This window comes from Streptomyces sp. NPDC001508 (assembly GCF_040298665.1).
Classification (GTDB): domain Bacteria; phylum Actinomycetota; class Actinomycetes; order Streptomycetales; family Streptomycetaceae; genus Streptomyces.
Map to the genome: position 1 here is coordinate 21,498 of NZ_JBEPAP010000081.1, position 16,307 is coordinate 37,804.

At 70.7% G+C, this 16,307-nt stretch carries 11 protein-coding genes, 1 tRNA gene and 1 pseudogene; 6 read left to right on the top strand and 7 right to left on the bottom strand.

From position 1 onward, the window contains the following. Positions 1-21: 21 nt before the first annotated feature. Positions 22-831 (bottom strand): phosphotransferase family protein, encoded by an 810-nt coding sequence (locus tag ABT245_RS41060; protein WP_351744780.1) that lies wholly within the window; start codon positions 829-831, stop codon positions 22-24. Between the two features lie 200 nt (positions 832-1,031). Next, positions 1,032-1,472, bottom strand: coding sequence for an ATP-binding protein (locus ABT245_RS41065; RefSeq protein WP_351744783.1), 441 nt, complete (start codon positions 1,470-1,472; stop codon positions 1,032-1,034). A gap of 152 nt (positions 1,473-1,624) precedes the next feature. Between ABT245_RS41065 and ABT245_RS41070 the strand changes: the two genes are divergently transcribed. Next, positions 1,625-2,977 carry an NsdA family TPR-like regulatory protein gene (locus tag ABT245_RS41070; RefSeq protein WP_351744785.1) on the top strand — a complete coding sequence of 451 codons (1,353 nt, stop codon included), beginning with the start codon at positions 1,625-1,627 and terminating at the stop codon, positions 2,975-2,977. Between the two features lie 65 nt (positions 2,978-3,042). Here the strand turns inward: ABT245_RS41070 and ABT245_RS41075 are convergent, their stop codons facing one another. From ABT245_RS41075 to ABT245_RS41085, 3 genes are read right to left on the bottom strand one after another with little or no spacing between them, the layout of a single operon-like run. Then, positions 3,043-3,231, bottom strand: a complete 189-nt coding sequence (locus tag ABT245_RS41075; RefSeq protein WP_351744788.1) for a hypothetical protein — start codon at positions 3,229-3,231, stop codon at positions 3,043-3,045. A 34-nt stretch (positions 3,232-3,265) separates the two neighbouring features. Continuing rightward, positions 3,266-3,535 (bottom strand): type II toxin-antitoxin system RelE family toxin, encoded by a 270-nt coding sequence (locus ABT245_RS41080; protein ID WP_351744790.1) that lies wholly within the window; start codon positions 3,533-3,535, stop codon positions 3,266-3,268. Beyond that, entirely contained in the window at positions 3,532-3,804 is a 273-nt protein-coding gene (locus tag ABT245_RS41085; protein WP_351744793.1) for a type II toxin-antitoxin system Phd/YefM family antitoxin, read from the bottom strand. Before ABT245_RS41085 ends, ABT245_RS41080 begins: the two co-directional genes overlap by 4 nt. Before the next feature lie 522 nt (positions 3,805-4,326). Here ABT245_RS41085 and ABT245_RS41090 point away from each other — a divergent pair. The 4 genes and pseudogenes from ABT245_RS41090 to ABT245_RS41105 all read left to right on the top strand — a co-directional run bounded on the left by ABT245_RS41090 (position 4,327) and on the right by ABT245_RS41105 (position 11,854). Continuing rightward, entirely contained in the window at positions 4,327-5,718 is a 1,392-nt protein-coding gene (locus tag ABT245_RS41090; protein WP_351744796.1) for an NAD(P)/FAD-dependent oxidoreductase, read from the top strand. 212 nt (positions 5,719-5,930) lie between these two features. Then, positions 5,931-6,572: pseudogene (locus tag ABT245_RS41095) on the top strand (effector-associated domain 2-containing protein); the annotation flags it as partial. A 1,127-nt stretch (positions 6,573-7,699) separates the two neighbouring features. Continuing rightward, complete coding sequence (gene fxsT, locus ABT245_RS41100; protein WP_351744799.1) at positions 7,700-10,444, top strand: FxSxx-COOH system tetratricopeptide repeat protein; 2,745 nt, start codon at positions 7,700-7,702, stop codon at positions 10,442-10,444. 111 nt (positions 10,445-10,555) lie between these two features. Beyond that, entirely contained in the window at positions 10,556-11,854 is a 1,299-nt protein-coding gene (locus tag ABT245_RS41105) for a class I SAM-dependent methyltransferase (protein WP_351744801.1), read from the top strand. Between the two features lie 212 nt (positions 11,855-12,066). Here ABT245_RS41105 and ABT245_RS41110 read toward each other — a convergent pair whose 3' ends face one another. Both ABT245_RS41110 and ABT245_RS41115 read right to left on the bottom strand, forming a co-directional pair. Beyond that, positions 12,067-14,592, bottom strand: coding sequence for an ABC transporter permease (locus ABT245_RS41110; RefSeq protein WP_351744804.1), 2,526 nt, complete (start codon positions 14,590-14,592; stop codon positions 12,067-12,069). A 33-nt stretch (positions 14,593-14,625) separates the two neighbouring features. Then, positions 14,626-15,399, bottom strand: coding sequence for an ABC transporter ATP-binding protein (locus tag ABT245_RS41115; RefSeq protein ID WP_351744807.1), 774 nt, complete (start codon positions 15,397-15,399; stop codon positions 14,626-14,628). Between the two features lie 654 nt (positions 15,400-16,053). Here ABT245_RS41115 and ABT245_RS41120 point away from each other — a divergent pair. After that, positions 16,054-16,136, top strand: a tRNA-Leu gene (locus ABT245_RS41120). Positions 16,137-16,307 lie beyond the last annotated feature (171 nt).

Below are 16,307 nucleotides of genomic sequence, written 5' to 3' on the forward strand. Positions count from 1 at the left end.
GGGAATGTTCCCGTGGCCTGTCTATGGGAATGGCACGGTCTCGCGGTGCATAGCCCAGGTCCGGGCGGCGGCCGTGAGGGCGGCTCTGTGGGGCATAGGGCGAGTGCGTTCCCAGCTTTCCCACGCGGCGTAGACGGTGCGTGCGAATGTGGTGACGATGTCAGGGGCGGCTGCATGGTACGCGGGAACCTGCTGGGCGATCGTCTCGGCCTGTTCTGGTGTGTGGCCAGCGGAGATGAGTCGGGGGATGGTAAGCGCGGTGTCCGCCCATGCAGGGGCTGGGCAGGACAGGGCCCAGTCCAGTAGGAAGAGCTCACCGGATTCGGTCATCAGCATGTTGTGGGGGGACATGTCCGTGTGGGCGAGTGCTCGGCCTTGCAGCCCGCTCGGGGTTTCCTCGGGTAGGAACTCGGCCCACCGAGTGTGAAGCGGCTTCTTGCGCAGACCCTCGGGCCATGGTGATTGGGAAACCACGGTGAGCGTGTGTACGAGGGCGGCAAGATCGTCGGACCCCGGTGTCAGGTCCGGGTATAGGCCCGCGACGTAGGTGTAGCCGTACAACTGCCACCCGCCGGCGTCGACCTCCCACAGCACGTGGGGCGCGTGAGGTGCGAACTGTGTGACCTTGGCCTCATGTCGGTAGACCCACGCCTGCGGGTCGTCCTCGCGGGTGCCCTTGACGAAAGCCTGACCCGTTCGGGTGGTGATGGTGCAGGCGAGCCGGGACATGACACCGTGCGGCGCGGTCTCAGCGGTGCCGATCGGGCCTGTGTGGCGTTCGACGGCGGCCCGGGTTTCTGCTGGTAGGTCATGCCATTCGATGCGATCCACCCGCGGTCTCCTGCGTTGATCAAGCAAAGGGGCCGGCCCCCGGCCTGGCCACAGCGTGGCACAGGCCAGGGACCGGCGGGGGCGCCGTTACGGATGTAACTGGGCGACGGCGAGACCGTCACTGATCTTGTGGATGGCGGTTACGGCAGCGACGGTCGCGACGAAACCAGGGCCCGGAGGTACGTCGAGGTACGGCGCGGTCATTGGGCGGTCACCTTGGCCCACACCTTCTTGCCGGATGGCGTGTCGGTGACTCCCCAGTCTGAGCACAGAGCGTCAAGGATGATCAGGCCGCGGCCTCCCTCGTTTTCGTGCGACTCGGGACGCGGCTGGGGACGGCGTCTCACAGGGTCTTCGACCTCCACTCGGGTGCGGGCGTCTTGCACATCGATTTCGACTCTCATCAAGTCGCCGGCGGCCGTGCCGTATCGGATGGCGTTGGTGACCAACTCGCACGTCACAAGCTCAACCGCGTCGATGTACTCAGACGACGCGTCCGGTAACTCGAACTGGAAGTGATCGCGCACGAACTTTCGGGCGATGCCGGCGGACACTCCCTCACCCGCCAGCAGCAGTACCGGCGGGGGACCGTCGGCGGGTGCGTAGCAGACGGGCGCGGTGGCCCGTCGTCGATCGATCATGTGTCTCCCCTTACGGGTTGACCGTCCCGGCCCGGGGCGCGGACCGGATGGTTCATCCGACTAGGCAACACGCGTGGCGCGGGTCGGGGTACCGTCGAGGGGGGTGTCGAAGGGTGTCGCTTTCGGTACCCACAGTCGTGAAGGGTGCGGGGATGACGTCACCGAATGAGGCTCTTGCGTACTGGCTTGGGCGTTCCGGGATCAGCCGGAAGGATCTCGCGCGGCGCGTGCAATCCAAGGCGCGGGAGTGGGGCCAGCCGAACATTGCTACGAACGCAACGCGGGTACGGGGTTGGTTGGAAGGCGGAACGCCTCGCGCGCCGATCCCGGATCTGTTGGCCGCGGTGTTCTCCGACCACTTCGGTTTCCGCGTGACGACGTACGACCTTGGGCTCGGCGAGGGAAGTTCGGTCGACGCCGGCCTCGCCTACGACCCGTCGTTCGCCGCTACGGTGGAAGTCGTCGCCGAACTGGGGAGAGCTGACGTGGATCGTCGGAAGTTCCTTGCAGCCGCGCCGTTTGCGGCGGTGGCCGGGGTTGGTCCCTCGCGGGACTGGCTACTCAACACGCTCGATCAGGAACCGGATCCGGGGCCGCGCGTGCGGCTGGAAGATGTGACGGCCGTCCGGAACATGTTCTCGACCTTCCAACAGATGGACATCTTCCAGGGCGGCGGTTCCGGGCGCCTGGTCCTGGCGGAGTACATGAACCAGCACGTCTACCCGCTGCTTCGGCGGTCGCATGACGAGCAGGTGCGGCATGCGCTGTGCGAGGCCGCGGCCGAACAGACGTATCTACTGGGCTGGATGGCCTACGACAACGGTGAACACAGCATCGCGCAGCGCTACTTGATCCAGTCGCTACGCCTCGCCGAAGAGTCGCGGAATCCGGCGCTCGGCGCGCACGTCCTCGCCGGGATGGCTGATCAGGCCACCCTCTTGGGCAACCCGCGCGAGGGCCGGCGCCTCGCACAGGCCGGACGACAGGGCCTGTCGAGGGCTACCTCGGCGGCGTGCCTCGCCGACCTGTGGTGTCTGGAAGCGCGGGCGCTCGCCGTTCTCGGCGACAAGACGGCAGCGGCTCACGCAGTCGTGCAGTCGGAGAAAGCGGCCGAGCAGATCGACCTTGCCGAAGAAGCGGAGTGGGCAGCATTCATCGACCCTGCGTACCTGCATGGCGAGCACGCGAACACCTTCCGGGACATGGGCGACGCGAAGTCCGCGGAGGACCACGCGCGGCGGTCCATCGACCACGCCCGGAAGCAAAACCGGGCCCGCCGCGGCGCCATGTCGCAAGCGGCGCTTGCCGTGTCCCACCTTCAGCGGAAGGACGTCGACGCGGCGTACGCGGCTGGCATGCGCACCCTGCGCCTCACGGGGCAGGTGAAGAGTTCGAGGGCGGTCGAGGCCGTGCAGGACCTCACGCGCCGCATGGAACCCTTCGGCGGGAACCGTCTGGTCGCGGACTTCAAGGATCGGGCGCGCGAGCTGGTCGCTGCGGCGTAGGCCACAGAACGCAGAGACGCCCCCCCCCGCACGGCCGTAAAGGCCGTGCGGGGGGCGTTGTGCTGCTACTTGCCGAGTTGCCAGAGGGACAGGGCGGGGCCGGCCACGCTGACCAGGGCGGCGAGGGAGGGCAGGGGCCAACGGGACCGTTCGAGGGCGTCGAGGCGTTTCGCGTGCTCCTTGATCTCTGCGTCGGTCTGGTCGGTGCGCTGGACCAACAGGGCGAGGGCGCCGTCTTGGCGGGTGAACCCCACCTCGACGGCATCGCCTGGTCCTTGGTCTGATCGCCTACAGGTTGCGGCAGACGTCCCGCCGGCCGCCGACCTCGACGACGAGGATGACGAGTTCGCCCTCGTTGATCTGGTAGGCCACCCGGTGGCTTGCGACCCGGAGCCGGTAGAGCCCGGACGGGCCGGTGAGCTTGTTGACGTCGGCGTCCTCGCGGTACGGATCGTCGCCGAGCGCGGTCAGCGCGGCCAGGATGCGCATGGCGTCGGGTCGGCTGAGGGATCGGAGCCGACACTGTGCCGCCGCGGTGAACCGGAAGGCGTACTTCACGCCGGCTCGCCGTCCTGCTCGGTGAACAGGTCTGCCAGCAGTTCCGCCATCGTCACCGTGGGACCGTCCTCGGCCAGAACCGCTTCGGCTTCGCGCGCCAGCATGACGTCGGCCGCTTCCTCCAGCGCTTCGAAGTCGGCGATCGGGACCACAGCCGCCACCGGAGCGCCGTTGCGCGTGATGACGGTCGCAACGCCTTCCTCGGCCCGGTTGATGTGGTCGGCGAGGTGCGCGCGGGCTTCCCGTACGGTCACGGTGTTCTCAGCCATGAGATTAGTGTACGCATTCGCGTGTACACGCGCCCGGTTCGGGGAGTCGCGTTCGTGAGCGATGCCCGACGGCATCGCCTGTCGGTGGCGCGCGCCTTTCGCTCGGCGGGTGTACTCCGGTGAGCGGGTGGGGGTGGCGTTTGAGCGGGGCGGGGACGGTGTGGCGGGGCGGTGGGCTACATGCCGCCGGGAAAGTTCGTGAAGTTCTTCACAAGGAATTGCCGCCCGGTAGCGGGCCGAATGGGGCCGGTCGGCCCCTTTGCGGGGCTCAACGGCCCTGCGAGCATGCTGGGGAGGCGATTTGAAGGGGTCGCGCGGCGGTGTCGAAGGGGGGTCGGTCATGCCCTCCGCGGGCCCGGACGAGCAGCTCATGCGGCATTGACAACGGCCGGAATCGGACACGGGTTCCGCCGTGCCGTCATGACCTTGATCACGCGGGCCGCGTAGTGTAGCACAGGGGCCGCCGAAGCTTGTGAAGGGGCGCACGAGCCACCCCCCGGGGCCGGGTGGATACTCGATGCCATGAGCACCACGGAGCGTCCCAGGATCCTCGTAGTAGGCGGTGGGTACGTAGGCCTGTACGCGGCTCGGCGCATCCTCAAGAAGATGCGCTACGGCGAGGCGACCGTCACGGTCGTCGACCCCCGGTCGTACATGACCTACCAGCCCTTCCTTCCCGAAGCCGCCGCCGGCAGCATCTCCCCTCGCCATGTCGTCGTCCCCCTGCGACGCGTGCTGCCGAAGGCGGAGGTCCTCACCGGCCGGGTCACCACCATCGACCAGGACCGCAAGGTCGCCACCGTCGCCCCGCTGGTCGGCGAGGCGTACGAGCTGCCCTTCGACTACCTGGTGATCGCGCTCGGCGCGGTCTCCCGCACCTTCCCGATCCCCGGCCTCGCCGAACAGGGCATCGGCATGAAGGGCATCGAGGAGTCCATCGGCCTGCGCAACCACGTCCTCGAACAGCTCGACAAGGCCGACTCCACGACCGACGAGGACATCCGCCGCAAGGCGCTCACCTTCGTCTTCGTCGGCGGCGGCTTCGCGGGCGCGGAGACCATCGGCGAGGTCGAGGACATGGCCCGGGACGCGGCCAAGTACTACACCAACGTCTCCCGCGAGGACATGCGGTTCATCCTCGTCGACGCCGCCGACAAGATCCTCCCCGAGGTCGGCCCCAAGCTCGGCCAGTACGGCAAAGAGCACCTGGAGAGCCGGGGCGTGGAGATCTACCTCTCCACCTCCATGGACTCCTGCGTCGACGGCCACGTGGTGCTCAAGAACGGCCTGGAGGTCGACTCCAACACCGTCGTGTGGACCGCCGGCGTCAAGCCGAACCCGGCCCTGGCCCGCTACGGCCTGCCCCTCGGCCCGCGCGGCCACGTGGACACCGCGCCCACCCTCCAGGTGCAGGGCACCGACTACATCTGGGCCGCCGGCGACAACGCCCAGGTGCCCGACCTGATCGGCCGCAAGGCAGGCAACCCGAACGCCTGGTGCCCGCCCAACGCCCAGCACGCGCTGCGCCAGGCCAAGGTGCTCGGCGACAACGTCATCTCCGGCATGCGGGGCTTCCCGCAGCAGGAGTACGCGCACGCCAACAAGGGCGCGGTGGCCGGCCTCGGCCTCCACAAGGGCGTCGCGATGATCGTCGTCGGCAAGATGAAGATCAAGCTCAAGGGCCGGCTCGCCTGGTACATGCACCGTGGCTACCACGGTCTGGCCATGCCGACCTGGAACCGCAAGATCCGCATCTTCGCCGACTGGACCCTCAGCATGTTCCTCAAGCGCGAGGTCGTCTCCCTCGGCGCCATGGAGAACCCCCGCGAGGAGTTCTACGAGGCCGCCAAGCCCGCGCCGGTCGCCGCCGCGGCCTCGGCCGACAAGACCGAGGCGAAGGCCAAGGCCTCCTGACCGGGGCTTGGTCCAGCCGCCCGAAGGGGCCGCCCGCCATCCGTGGTGCGGGCGGCCCCTTCGGCATGCGGGCCGCGCAGCGCCGGTTCGGCGGTTGAACCGGCGAACCGGGGAACCGGCGGAAACAAGCCGTACACCCACGCGTCGTGGATTGGCTACGCTCATGGCGTGCGGCGCGCGGCCCAACGGGGGGTCGGGGGAGGGGGCGGCACGTGACCGAGGGGCCGGACGGGACCCACGAGCGGGCCCGGGACACGGACGGCGACACCCTGCCGGCCATCCAGCGCAGGGTACGCGGCGAGGTCGTCGACGCCCTGCAGAGCCTCCCGTCGATGCCCTACGACTCCTTCCGCGCCCTGCTCCAGGACGAGTTGGCCGACGAGATCGGACGACCCTTCGCCCTCGGCGACCTGCCGGACTGGCGCATGTGGTGCCGCGCCCTGACCCGGGCCTGCACCCGCGACGGGGAACCCTGTCTGCTGCCCGGCCTCGCGAGGGTCCTCCAGGACCTCGACCAGGACGGCCCGCCGGCCCTGGCCCTGCACCGCGCGGCCGACGAGTGGACCGCCGCGAGCACCCTCGGCCGGTTCGTGCCCCACTGGACCTGGCTCAGGCTGGAGTTGAACGGCCGCCCCGAGGACGACCTCGCAGAGCTGCTGCGCGCCGCCACCGACGCTCGGACGACCCGGCCCCCGGACCACTGCACGAGCGTATGGGACCTGTTCCTGTACCTCGTCGGGCAGGCCGCACGGCCCGGCGGGGTGCCGCCCTGGACCGTGCTGCTGGACCGGGTGGCCCGCGACCGCGGCCCCCGCACCCGGCGCGACCTGCCCAAGCTGACCCGGCACAGCGTCCTGGACCTCGGCGGTCCGGAGCTGGCCGACCGGCTCGACAAGGACCGCTGGGCCCGCCGGGCACCGGCCGCCCTGCCCCGGTCCGCCGTCGACTATCTGCTCATCGGCATCGCCCCCGACCCGCTGACCACCGACTGGTACACCGTGTCGTACTGGCTGCAGTCCCCCGACGAGCACGGACGGCTGGTGACCACCCCGGGCCGCGCGGTGCGCCGGGTGCGGCTGACGGCCGCCGCGCTGGGCGTGCTGCTCGCCGCCGTACCGCTGACCGGGCCGCTGATCCACCGGGTGCGGCGGCTGTGCCCGGCCGCCGCGGAACCGCACGCCCTGGCCCAACTGCTCGCCTACGGCCTGCTGCGGCCGGTCGCGGCACCGCACCGGGCCACCGGCGCCCAGCGGGTGCGCTTCGACTTCGAGCCCGGCGTACGCGAGGAACTGCTGGCCCATGTCCGGCAGGAGGACCTGCGGCGCCTGGTACGGACGGCCACAGCGGCGCTGGGGCCGCGCTCCCGCCCGCTGTGGGACCTGCCCCGGCTGATCGACGATCCCTCGGCGCCGCTGCGCGTCCCGGTCGGCACGGACAGCGTGCCGTGGCTGACCGCGCAGAAGGCCGTCCTGGGCGCCCTGTCGGGCCCCAGCCTGGAACCGGCCCGGCGGATCGGCCAGGCGCTGGCCGAGCACGCGCCGGTGCCCTCGGCACCCCTGCCGGCGTCACCGGCCCGGACACCGGCCGCGGGGCCGGTCACCCAGCGGGCCCGGGCATCGGGCCCGGGCGTCATCGCTCAGCACGGCACACCGGACACCCGGGAACGCCGGGAAGCTCAGCGAACTCAGCGAACTCCGCAAGCTCGGGACATTCAGGAAAGGGGCCAGGAGATGGTCGAGGCCAGCCGGCCGCGCAGCGGTACGCGGTCGGGCAGCACCCCGGTGGTGTGGGGCAACGTCCCGCCGCAGAACGCCAACTTCATCGGCCGTGAGGACCTCCTGGAGAACCTCCACCGCCGGCTGCAACGGGAGCGCGCCACCGCCGTGCTGCCCAACGCCCTGCACGGCATGGGCGGCGTGGGGAAATCCGCGCTCGTCGTCGAGTACCTGTACCGCAGGCTCGGCGAGTACGACGTCATCTGGTGGATCCCCGCCGAGCGCAGCACCCAGATCCAGCGGTCCCTGGCCGAACTGGCGGTGCGCCTCGGCCTGAGGACCAGCGGCGAGGCGGGCACGGCCGTACCCGCCGTCCTGGGGAGGCGCTGCGCCGCGGCGAGCCGTACGAGGACTGGCTGCTGGTCTTCGACAACGCGGAGAGCCCGGAGAGCGTACGCGGCTACTTCCCGGCCGGCGGCACCGGCAACATCCTCGTCACCTCCCGCAACCCGCAGTGGTCGCACGTCGCCCGCCCCCTGGAGGTCGACGTGTTCGCGCGCACGGAGAGCGTGCAGCTGCTGCGCCGCCGCGGCCCCGAACTCACCGGCGCCGAGGCCGACCGGCTCGCCGACGCCCTCGGCGACCTGCCGCTCGCGGTGGAGCAGGCCGCCGCCTGGCTCGCCGAGACGGGGATGACGGCGGACGAGTACCTGCGGCTGTTCGACGAGAAACGGATCGAACTCCTCGACGAGACCGAGTCACCGGACTACAACGCCCCGGTGATCGCCGTCTGGAACGTCTCCCTCGACCAGTTGGAGGCCAAGAATCCGGCGGCCCTGCAACTGCTCCAGGTGTGCTCCTTCTGCGCTCCGGAACCGATCCCGCGGCGGCTGTTCAACCGGCTGCGGGACCGTTCCATCGCCCCGGAGCTGGACACGGCGCTGCGCGACCCGATCAAACAGGCCCAGGCCATCCGGGAGATCGGCCGTTACTCGCTGGCCCGTATGGACCACCGTGCCAACTCCGTCCAGATGCACCGGCTGGTGCAGATGGCCCTGCAGGCCCGGATGACCGACGAGGAACAGGAGCGGATGCGGCGCGGCGCCCACCAACTGCTGGTCGCCAACGACCCGGAGGATCCGGAGAACGCCGGCGAGTGGGACCGCTACGGCGAGCTGACCCCGCATGTCATGGCCTCCGACGCGCTGCACTCGGAGGACCCCTGGGTGCGCGCGCTCATCATCAACGAGGTCAAGTATCTTTGCCGGTGGGGCGACTACGAGACGGGCAGCGACCTGGCCGGCCGGGCGTACGGCATCTGGAAGGAACGCTTCGGGGCCGACGACGTGCAGTCGCTCGGCGTGGCCAAGTGGCTGAGCGTGCTGAACTTCTCGCGCGGCCGCTACCAGGACGCGGCGCGGCTGAACACCGAGGTGCTGGAGGCCTATCGGCGTACCGTCGGCGAGGATCACCAGGACACCCTGGACGCCCTCGGCAACGTCGCCATCGACTACCGGGTGCAGGGGGAGTTCGGTACCGCGCTTGAGCTGTCGGAGTCGGTCCACGAACGGTATCTGCGGATCAACGGCGAGGACGACCCCGAGACCCTGCGCGCCGCCCACAACGTGGGGGTGAGCCTGCGCCTGGCCGGGCTGTTCGAGCGGGCCCGGCGGCTGGACGAGGAGACCTGGAACCACAAGGTGCGGATGTTCGGCGTCGACCACGCGGTGAGCCTGGTGACCTGGCTGGGGCTGATCGTCGACATCCGTGAACTGGGCGACTACCACCAGGCGTTGACCTACAGAGGCGCTGCGCGGGCGCAGCCGCTCCCCTGCGGCAGCGGAACCAGCGACAGCAGGCCCGTCGACAGGGCCGCCGCGCTGTCCGGGCGGTCCCGCACGAGGATCGCCCACGCCTGCCGGGTGCGGCGCCGCCAGCCCTCGTACTCGGCGTCGGTCAGCCGCGTGGGGCGCTGCGCGTGCCCGCCGACCGGGGGCCGCCCCAGGTCGTCCAGCGCGACGTCCAGCAGGTGTCCGTCGCATTCCGCGCGCAGCCGGCGCAGCCCCGACCAGCCGGGCGCGGACGCCGCGGGGTCCCGGGGCACGCGGACGTCCCCGATCCGCAGCCCGCCCGGCCCGCCGCGCACCTCGGCCGTGTCGCCGTGGGGCACGTCCGCGCGGCCCAGGCCGGGCAGCAGGACGGTGCCGTCCTCGACGGGTACCTCGGCGCGGAAGGTGAGGCCCGCGAGGCCGGCCGCCGCGGCGGCCAGCCGGTGCAGACCGCCGAACTCGGCCCAGTACGGGGCGCGTCCGGCCGCGGTCACCCCGGCCGGCCGGGGTCCGGTCGCGGGCAGCGCGCGCAGGGCGTCGGCGACCCAGATCCCGGTCTGCGGGTCGAGGATCACCCGCCGTACCCGGTCGGGGTCCGCGCGCTGGGCCCGGGCCAGCAGGTCCCAGGCCGACCCGGCGGCCGGCAGCCGGCCGGCGGCGTCGGCGGCCGGGCCGCCCCGCTCCAGCAGGATCCGCAACAGCAGCAGCCGTCTGCTGTACTCGGCCGCCAGCAGTTCCGCGGCCGCCGGTGCGCTGTCCCCGGCCGAACTCAGCGCCGTGGAGCAGGTCGGGGACAGCCGGTGGTGTCTTGGTGCCACGTCCGGTTCAGCTTCCCTGGCTGCCTGCCACGGAGCTGAGGGGGCGTTGGACGTCGTGCAGCAGCGCGGTGACGGCCGGCCGCAGTGTCGGGTGATCGAGGGAGGGCAGGTCGTCGATCGGCGTGTCGTTGAGGTCGGGGAGCCAGGGCCTGGCGTCGAGGGCGACTTCCCCCGCCGGCGCTTCGGAATTCATGGAGGGATGGTGTCATACACCCTCGCGGGGCGCTTCTCAAACGACCGCCCGGGCCGGTGTGTCGCGGGCCCGGCCCCGCACGTCTTGGCCCGGCCCGATGCGCCTATCGGGTGTCCTGTGGACGAACGGCGGCGTCGGTATGGCGGCTGTGTGACGGTACGGGCATGGTGACGGCGGTGACGGAGTCCGGGGAATGACGTCGACCGGCACGGTCGTTGCCTGAGGTGACCGAATTCGTGGCCCATTCCTTCACACACGATTTCCCTCCCGGAGGTGTGCATCATGGCCGACGCCGCGTCGCGGCTGACGAGTCTTGCCGAGCAGTTGCTGGGAACCCCACTCCCGGTGGGTGTCCGCGCCTGGGACGGTTCGCAGGCCGGTCCGCCGGGTGCGCCCGTCCTGGTCTTCCGCAGCCGGCGGGCCCTGCGCCGGCTGCTGTTCAAGCCGGGCGAACTGGGCCTGGCCCGGGCCTGGGTCGCGGGCGACCTGGGTGTCGACGGCGACCTGTACACGGCACTGGCGCTGATGTCCCCGCTGGTGTGGGACCGCGGGGAGGGCAACACCCGCAGCCTCGCCCAGGCGTTGCGCGACCCCGGGGTGCGGGCCGCCGCCCGTGAGCTGCTGCGGCTTGCGGGGCCGCCGATCCCGCCGGCCCCGCCGCGCGAGGAGGTCCGCAGGCCCCGGCGCCTGCACACCAGGCACACCAAGAAGAGCGACAAGCGGGCCATCAGCCACCACTACGACGTCGGCAACGACTTCTACGAGATCGTCCTCGGCCCGTCCATGGTGTACTCCTGCGCCTACTGGGAGGAGGCCGGCACCCTGGAGTCCGCCCAGCGCGACAAGCTCGAACTGGTCTGCCGCAAGCTCGGTCTGACTCCCGGACAGCGGCTCCTCGACGTCGGCTGCGGCTGGGGCTCGATGGCGATCCACGCCGCCCGCGAGCACGGCGCCCACGTCGTCGGTGTCACCCTCTCCCAGGAACAGGCCGCCTACGCCCGTAAGCGGGTCGCCGAAGAGGGACTGGCGAACCGGGTGGAGATCCGGGTGCAGGACTACCGGGACGTCGCCGACGGCCCCTACGACGCGATCTCCTCCATCGGCATGGCCGAGCATGTCGGCGCCGAGCGGTACCTGGAGTACGCGACCGATCTGTTCGGCCTGCTCAGGCCCGGCGGACGGCTCCTGAACCACCAGATCGCCCGCCGTCCGCTGCGGGACGAATCGGCGTACCACGTCGATTCGTTCATCGACTCCTACGTCTTCCCCGACGGGGAGCTGGCCCCGCTCGGCAGCACCGTGTCGCTGCTGGAGCGGGCCGGTTTCGAAGTCCGGGACGTGGAGTCGATCCGCGAGCACTACGCGCTCACCCTGCGCCGCTGGGTGGCCCGCCTGGAGGCCGACTGGACCCGCGCGGTGCGCCTCGCCGGGCCCGGCCGCGCCCGTGTGTGGCGCCTGTACATGGCGGCGTCCGCGCTGGCCTTTGAACGCAACCGCATCGGTGTCAATCAGGTTCTGGCCGTGCGTACTCCGGATTCGGGGGAGTCCGGGCTGCCGTTGCGCGCCCGCACCTGGAACTGACGGCACGTCCGCGTCCGCGGGGTGGGACAGGGTGCCACCCGTGGGGTCTCCTCCGGGGCCTGCGCCCGTTCCGCCCCGCGCGACGGCACGAACCCCCTGCTTCCTGAACACGGCGACGGCCTGTACCACCCCCGACGGGGTCGTACAGGCCGTCGTCGCTCAGGTCCCGGATGGGCCCGCGGTGTCCACGGCGGGGCCATCCGGCGCGGCGGCTACTCCGACTTGATCGCGGTCAGCATGTTCAGCCGTGCCGCCCGCCGGGCCGGCCACAGCGCGGCCAGCACGCCGACCACCGCGGACAGCAGCAGGAAGATCGCGATCCGGCCCCAGGGCAGGACCAGTTCGTAGGTCGGCATGCTCGAACCGGCGAGCCGGCCGGCGGCCCAGCCGAAGAACACACCGAGGCCGATACCGAGGACGCCCCCGAACAGGGAGATGACCAGGGACTCCAGCCGTACCATCCGCTTGACGGACCCGCGGTTCAGGCCGATCGCGCGCAGCATGCCGATCTCCTGGGACCGCTCGAACACCGACATGGCCAGGGTGTTGATGACACCGAGGACGGCGACGAGCACCGCCATGCCGAGCAGGCCGTAGAGCATGTTCAGCAGCAGCGTGAAGATCTGCGCGATGGAGTCGGACAGGTCCTTCTTGCTCTGTACCTGGATCCCCGGGTTGGAGTCGAGGGCCTTCTCCAGCTTGTCCTTGGCCGCGTCGGAGGCGCCGCCGGCCATCTTGACCATGACCCGCATGTCACGGGCGTCGGACAGTTTCGGCAGGGCCGCGGTGTCGACCATGACGCCCCGGAACAACTCGTTGCCCTCGTAGACGCCTGCCACCGTCAGCCGCTCGTTCCTGCCGCCCTCGAAGCGCGCGGTGAACTGTGTGCCGGCCTTCCAGCCGCGGGACTCGGCGGTGCTGTCGTCGACCACGACCTTCGAGCCGGACACCGTGAACGCGCCCTCCTCGACCTTGAGATCGGTCAGCTTGCCGATCGCCGAGCCGTTGACGCCGGTCAGGTACTCCGACTCGCCGTCGATCCGGGCCAGCGTGTCGCGCATCGGGCTGGACGCGGACACGTCGTCCAGGGCGGCGAGCTTGCGGTCGACGTCCGGGGACAGGTCGTTGCCGTTGGCCATCTGCACCACGTAGTCCGCGCGCAGCGCCGAGCTGGCCATCTTGTTGATCCCGGTCTGGAGGCTGCCCGCCATCACCGTCATGCCGGTGATCAGGGTCAGGCCGATCATCAGCGCGGAGGCCGTGGCGGCGGTGCGGCGCGGGTTGCGGACCGCGTTCTGCCGGGCCAGCTTGCCCGACACCCCGAACATGCGCAGCACCGGAGCCGCCGCCGCGATCAGCGGGCGGGACAGCAGCGGGGTCAGGATGAACACGCCGATGATCAGCAGGACGGCGCCCAGGCCCATCGGCGCCTGACCGTCGGTGCCCTTCATGGTGGTCGCGGACAGGACGACGGCGACGCCGGCCCCCGCGAACAGCGCGCCGAGGGTGTTGCGCAGCACCAGCGACTTGGTGGTGGCCTGCGCGTGCAGGCTGCTCATCGCGGCGACCGGGGGGATCTTCGCGGCCCGGCGGCCCGGCAGCCACGCCGCCAGCATGGTGATGACGACGCCGACCGCGAGGGCGGCCATGACCGTGCCCGGCGTGACGACCAGCGGACCGTCGGGGATGGTCTGCCCGAACGAGCCGAGCAGGGCGCGCAGTCCGGCCCCGATGCCGACACCGACGGCCAGACCGGTGACGCCGGCCACCGTGCCGACCACGAACGCCTCGATCAGCACCGACCGGGTGACCTGGCGGCGGGAGGCGCCGACCGCCCGCATCAGCGCCAGTTCCTTGGTGCGCTGGGCGACCAGCATGGTGAAGGTGTTGGCGATGATGAAGGTGCCCACGAACAGCGCGATCCCGGCGAAGACCAGCAGGCCCTGGCGCATGCCGCTCATGCTGTTGGCGATCTGCCGGGCCTGCTCGTCGGCGAGGGACTGCCCGGTGCTGGTCTCCGTGAGGTCCTTCGGCAGGGCCTGGTCCAGCTGGGACTTGAGCGCGGCCTGGCTGGTGCCCGGCTTCGCCCGCACATCGATCTCGTCGTAGCCGCCGGTCTTGCCGAACAGCTTCTGCGCGGTCGCGGTGTCGAACAGGGCGAGGCTGCCGCCCGCGGCGACATTGCCGTCGTCGGTGGTGAACACGCCGACGATCTTCGGGCTCAGCACCGGCCCGTCGATCGACAGGCGGACGGTGTCACCGACCTTGTAGCCGGCGCGCTCGGCGGTCTTGGCGTCGATGAGGACCTCGTTCGCGCCGCGCGGGGCGTGGCCGCTGGTCAGCGGGTAGCGGCTGTCGTCGGTGCCCCAGTAGTTGCCGCCCTTGGTCTGCCAGCCGTTGCCGATCAGCTTGCCGTCCTTGTCGGCCATGGCGGTGAAGCCGCTGACGACACCGACGGCCGAGGCGGCGCCCGGGACCCGGGCGCTCTTGTCGAGCAGCGCCTGCTCCAGGTCGGGGTAGTCGCCGGGCTTGTCGCCCTTGCCATCCTGGTACTTGGCCGAGACGGCGACGTCGACACCGTCGAAGCCCTTGGCGGAGCTGTTCTGGTAGGCGTCGGTGATGGTGTTGGTGAAGACCAGGGTCCCCGACACGAAGGCCACGCCGAGCATCACGGCGAGTACGGTCATGAGGAGCCGGGCCTTGTGCGCGAATACGTTGCGCAAGGCAGTGCGGAACATGGTGTTCTCTTCAGTCCGTGGTGGGGGCGGGGGTCAGCTGGTGCGGCCCTTGGCGTCGAACCGCTTCATCCGGTCCAGCACCGAGTCCGCGGTCGGCCCGTACATCTCGTCGACGATGCGTCCGTCCGCGAGGAACACCACCCGGTCGGCGTAGGCCGCCGCCACCGGGTCGTGGGTGACCATCACCACGGTCTGCCCCAGTTCGCGCACCGAGTTGCGCAGGAAGCCCAGCACCTCGGCGCCGGAACGCGAGTCGAGGTTCCCGGTCGGCTCGTCACCGAAGATGATCTCCGGCTTGGCGGCGAGCGCGCGGGCGACGGCGACGCGCTGCTGCTGGCCGCCGGAGAGCTGGGAGGGCCGGTGGCCGAGCCGGTCCGACAGGCCCACCATCTGGATCACCGTGTCCAGCCACGGCTTGTCCGGCTTGCGGCCCGCGATGTCCATCGGCAGCGTGATGTTCTCCAGCGCCGTCAGGGTCGGCAGCAGGTTGAACGCCTGGAAGATGAACCCGATCTTGTCCCGGCGCAACTTGGTGAGTTGCTTGTCCTTCAGGGAACCCAGTTCGGTGTCGCCGATCCGCACGGAGCCGGAGGAGAAGGTGTCCAGACCCGCGACGCAGTGCATCAGCGTGGACTTGCCGGAGCCCGACGGCCCCATGATCGCCGTGAACTCGGCCTGCCGGAAGTCGACGGAGACCCGGTCCAGGGCGACCACCTGGGTCTCGCCCTGCCCGTAGATCTTGGACAGCTCCGCGGCGCGTGCGGCCACGGTGGCCGTCCGGTCGGCGGCGATGGGTGTGGTGGTCACGGGAGGGCTCTCCTGTCGGGACGACGACGTTCGTGGGGACCGTCTTTGAACTGGCTCGAACTGGCTCGGTCTGGCTCGGGACTGGCTCTGTCTGGCTCGGGCACTGGCTCGGGACTGGCTCGGTCTGGCTCGGACTGTCTCCATCGTCCTGGTCGTCCGCGCCCCGGGAGTCAGCCGCTGTTCCGGTTCCGGGGGGCGACTTCGGTCGGAGAGAAGGCGGCCGCGTCATACCTGGGGATGACGGCGGGGCGGCCCGAAAGCAGGAGGGCCGCCCGGCGACGGGGGGTGGAGCGGCGCCGTGCCGGAGTGCGGGAGGGCTGTCGCCGATGGGGGAGTGGCGCCGGGAGGGCTGTCGCCGACGAGGGAGCGGCACCGGAAGGCTGTCGCCGAGGGATGGGGCGGCGCCGTGTGGGAACGGGTGGGCGGAGCCGTGCCGCGAACGGGTGGGGCGCCCTGGTTGGGGCGGTGAAATTCCGTCATTCCGCGTACGCGCGTGCCCACCGGCCGTCACGCTATTGGCAAGTGCGGATGGGCCGTACCCCTTGCTGATGCTCACTCAGACATCAATAAAATAAGACAACATCGGTCCGCTCGTCCGCTGTTCGGGGGAGGTATCCCGATAGGCTCGGGACCTCGTAAGCGGAGCCACGGCCTGCCCGGATGGTGGAATGCAGACACGGCGAGCTTAAACCTCGCTGCCCCTCGCGGGCGTACCGGTTCAAGTCCGGTTCCGGGCACATCCCGCACGACGGCGTCTGACCAGCCCGAACACGTGTCAGACGCCGCTTCCTTTTTTGCCTCTGGCGCACCGTCGGCGCACCGCGGGAGCACGACTCGGCACCGTCCCGGCATGGCATAGACGGCAAAGCGGAAGAATGCCGACGCTGGGATCACATGGGCCGAGCGAA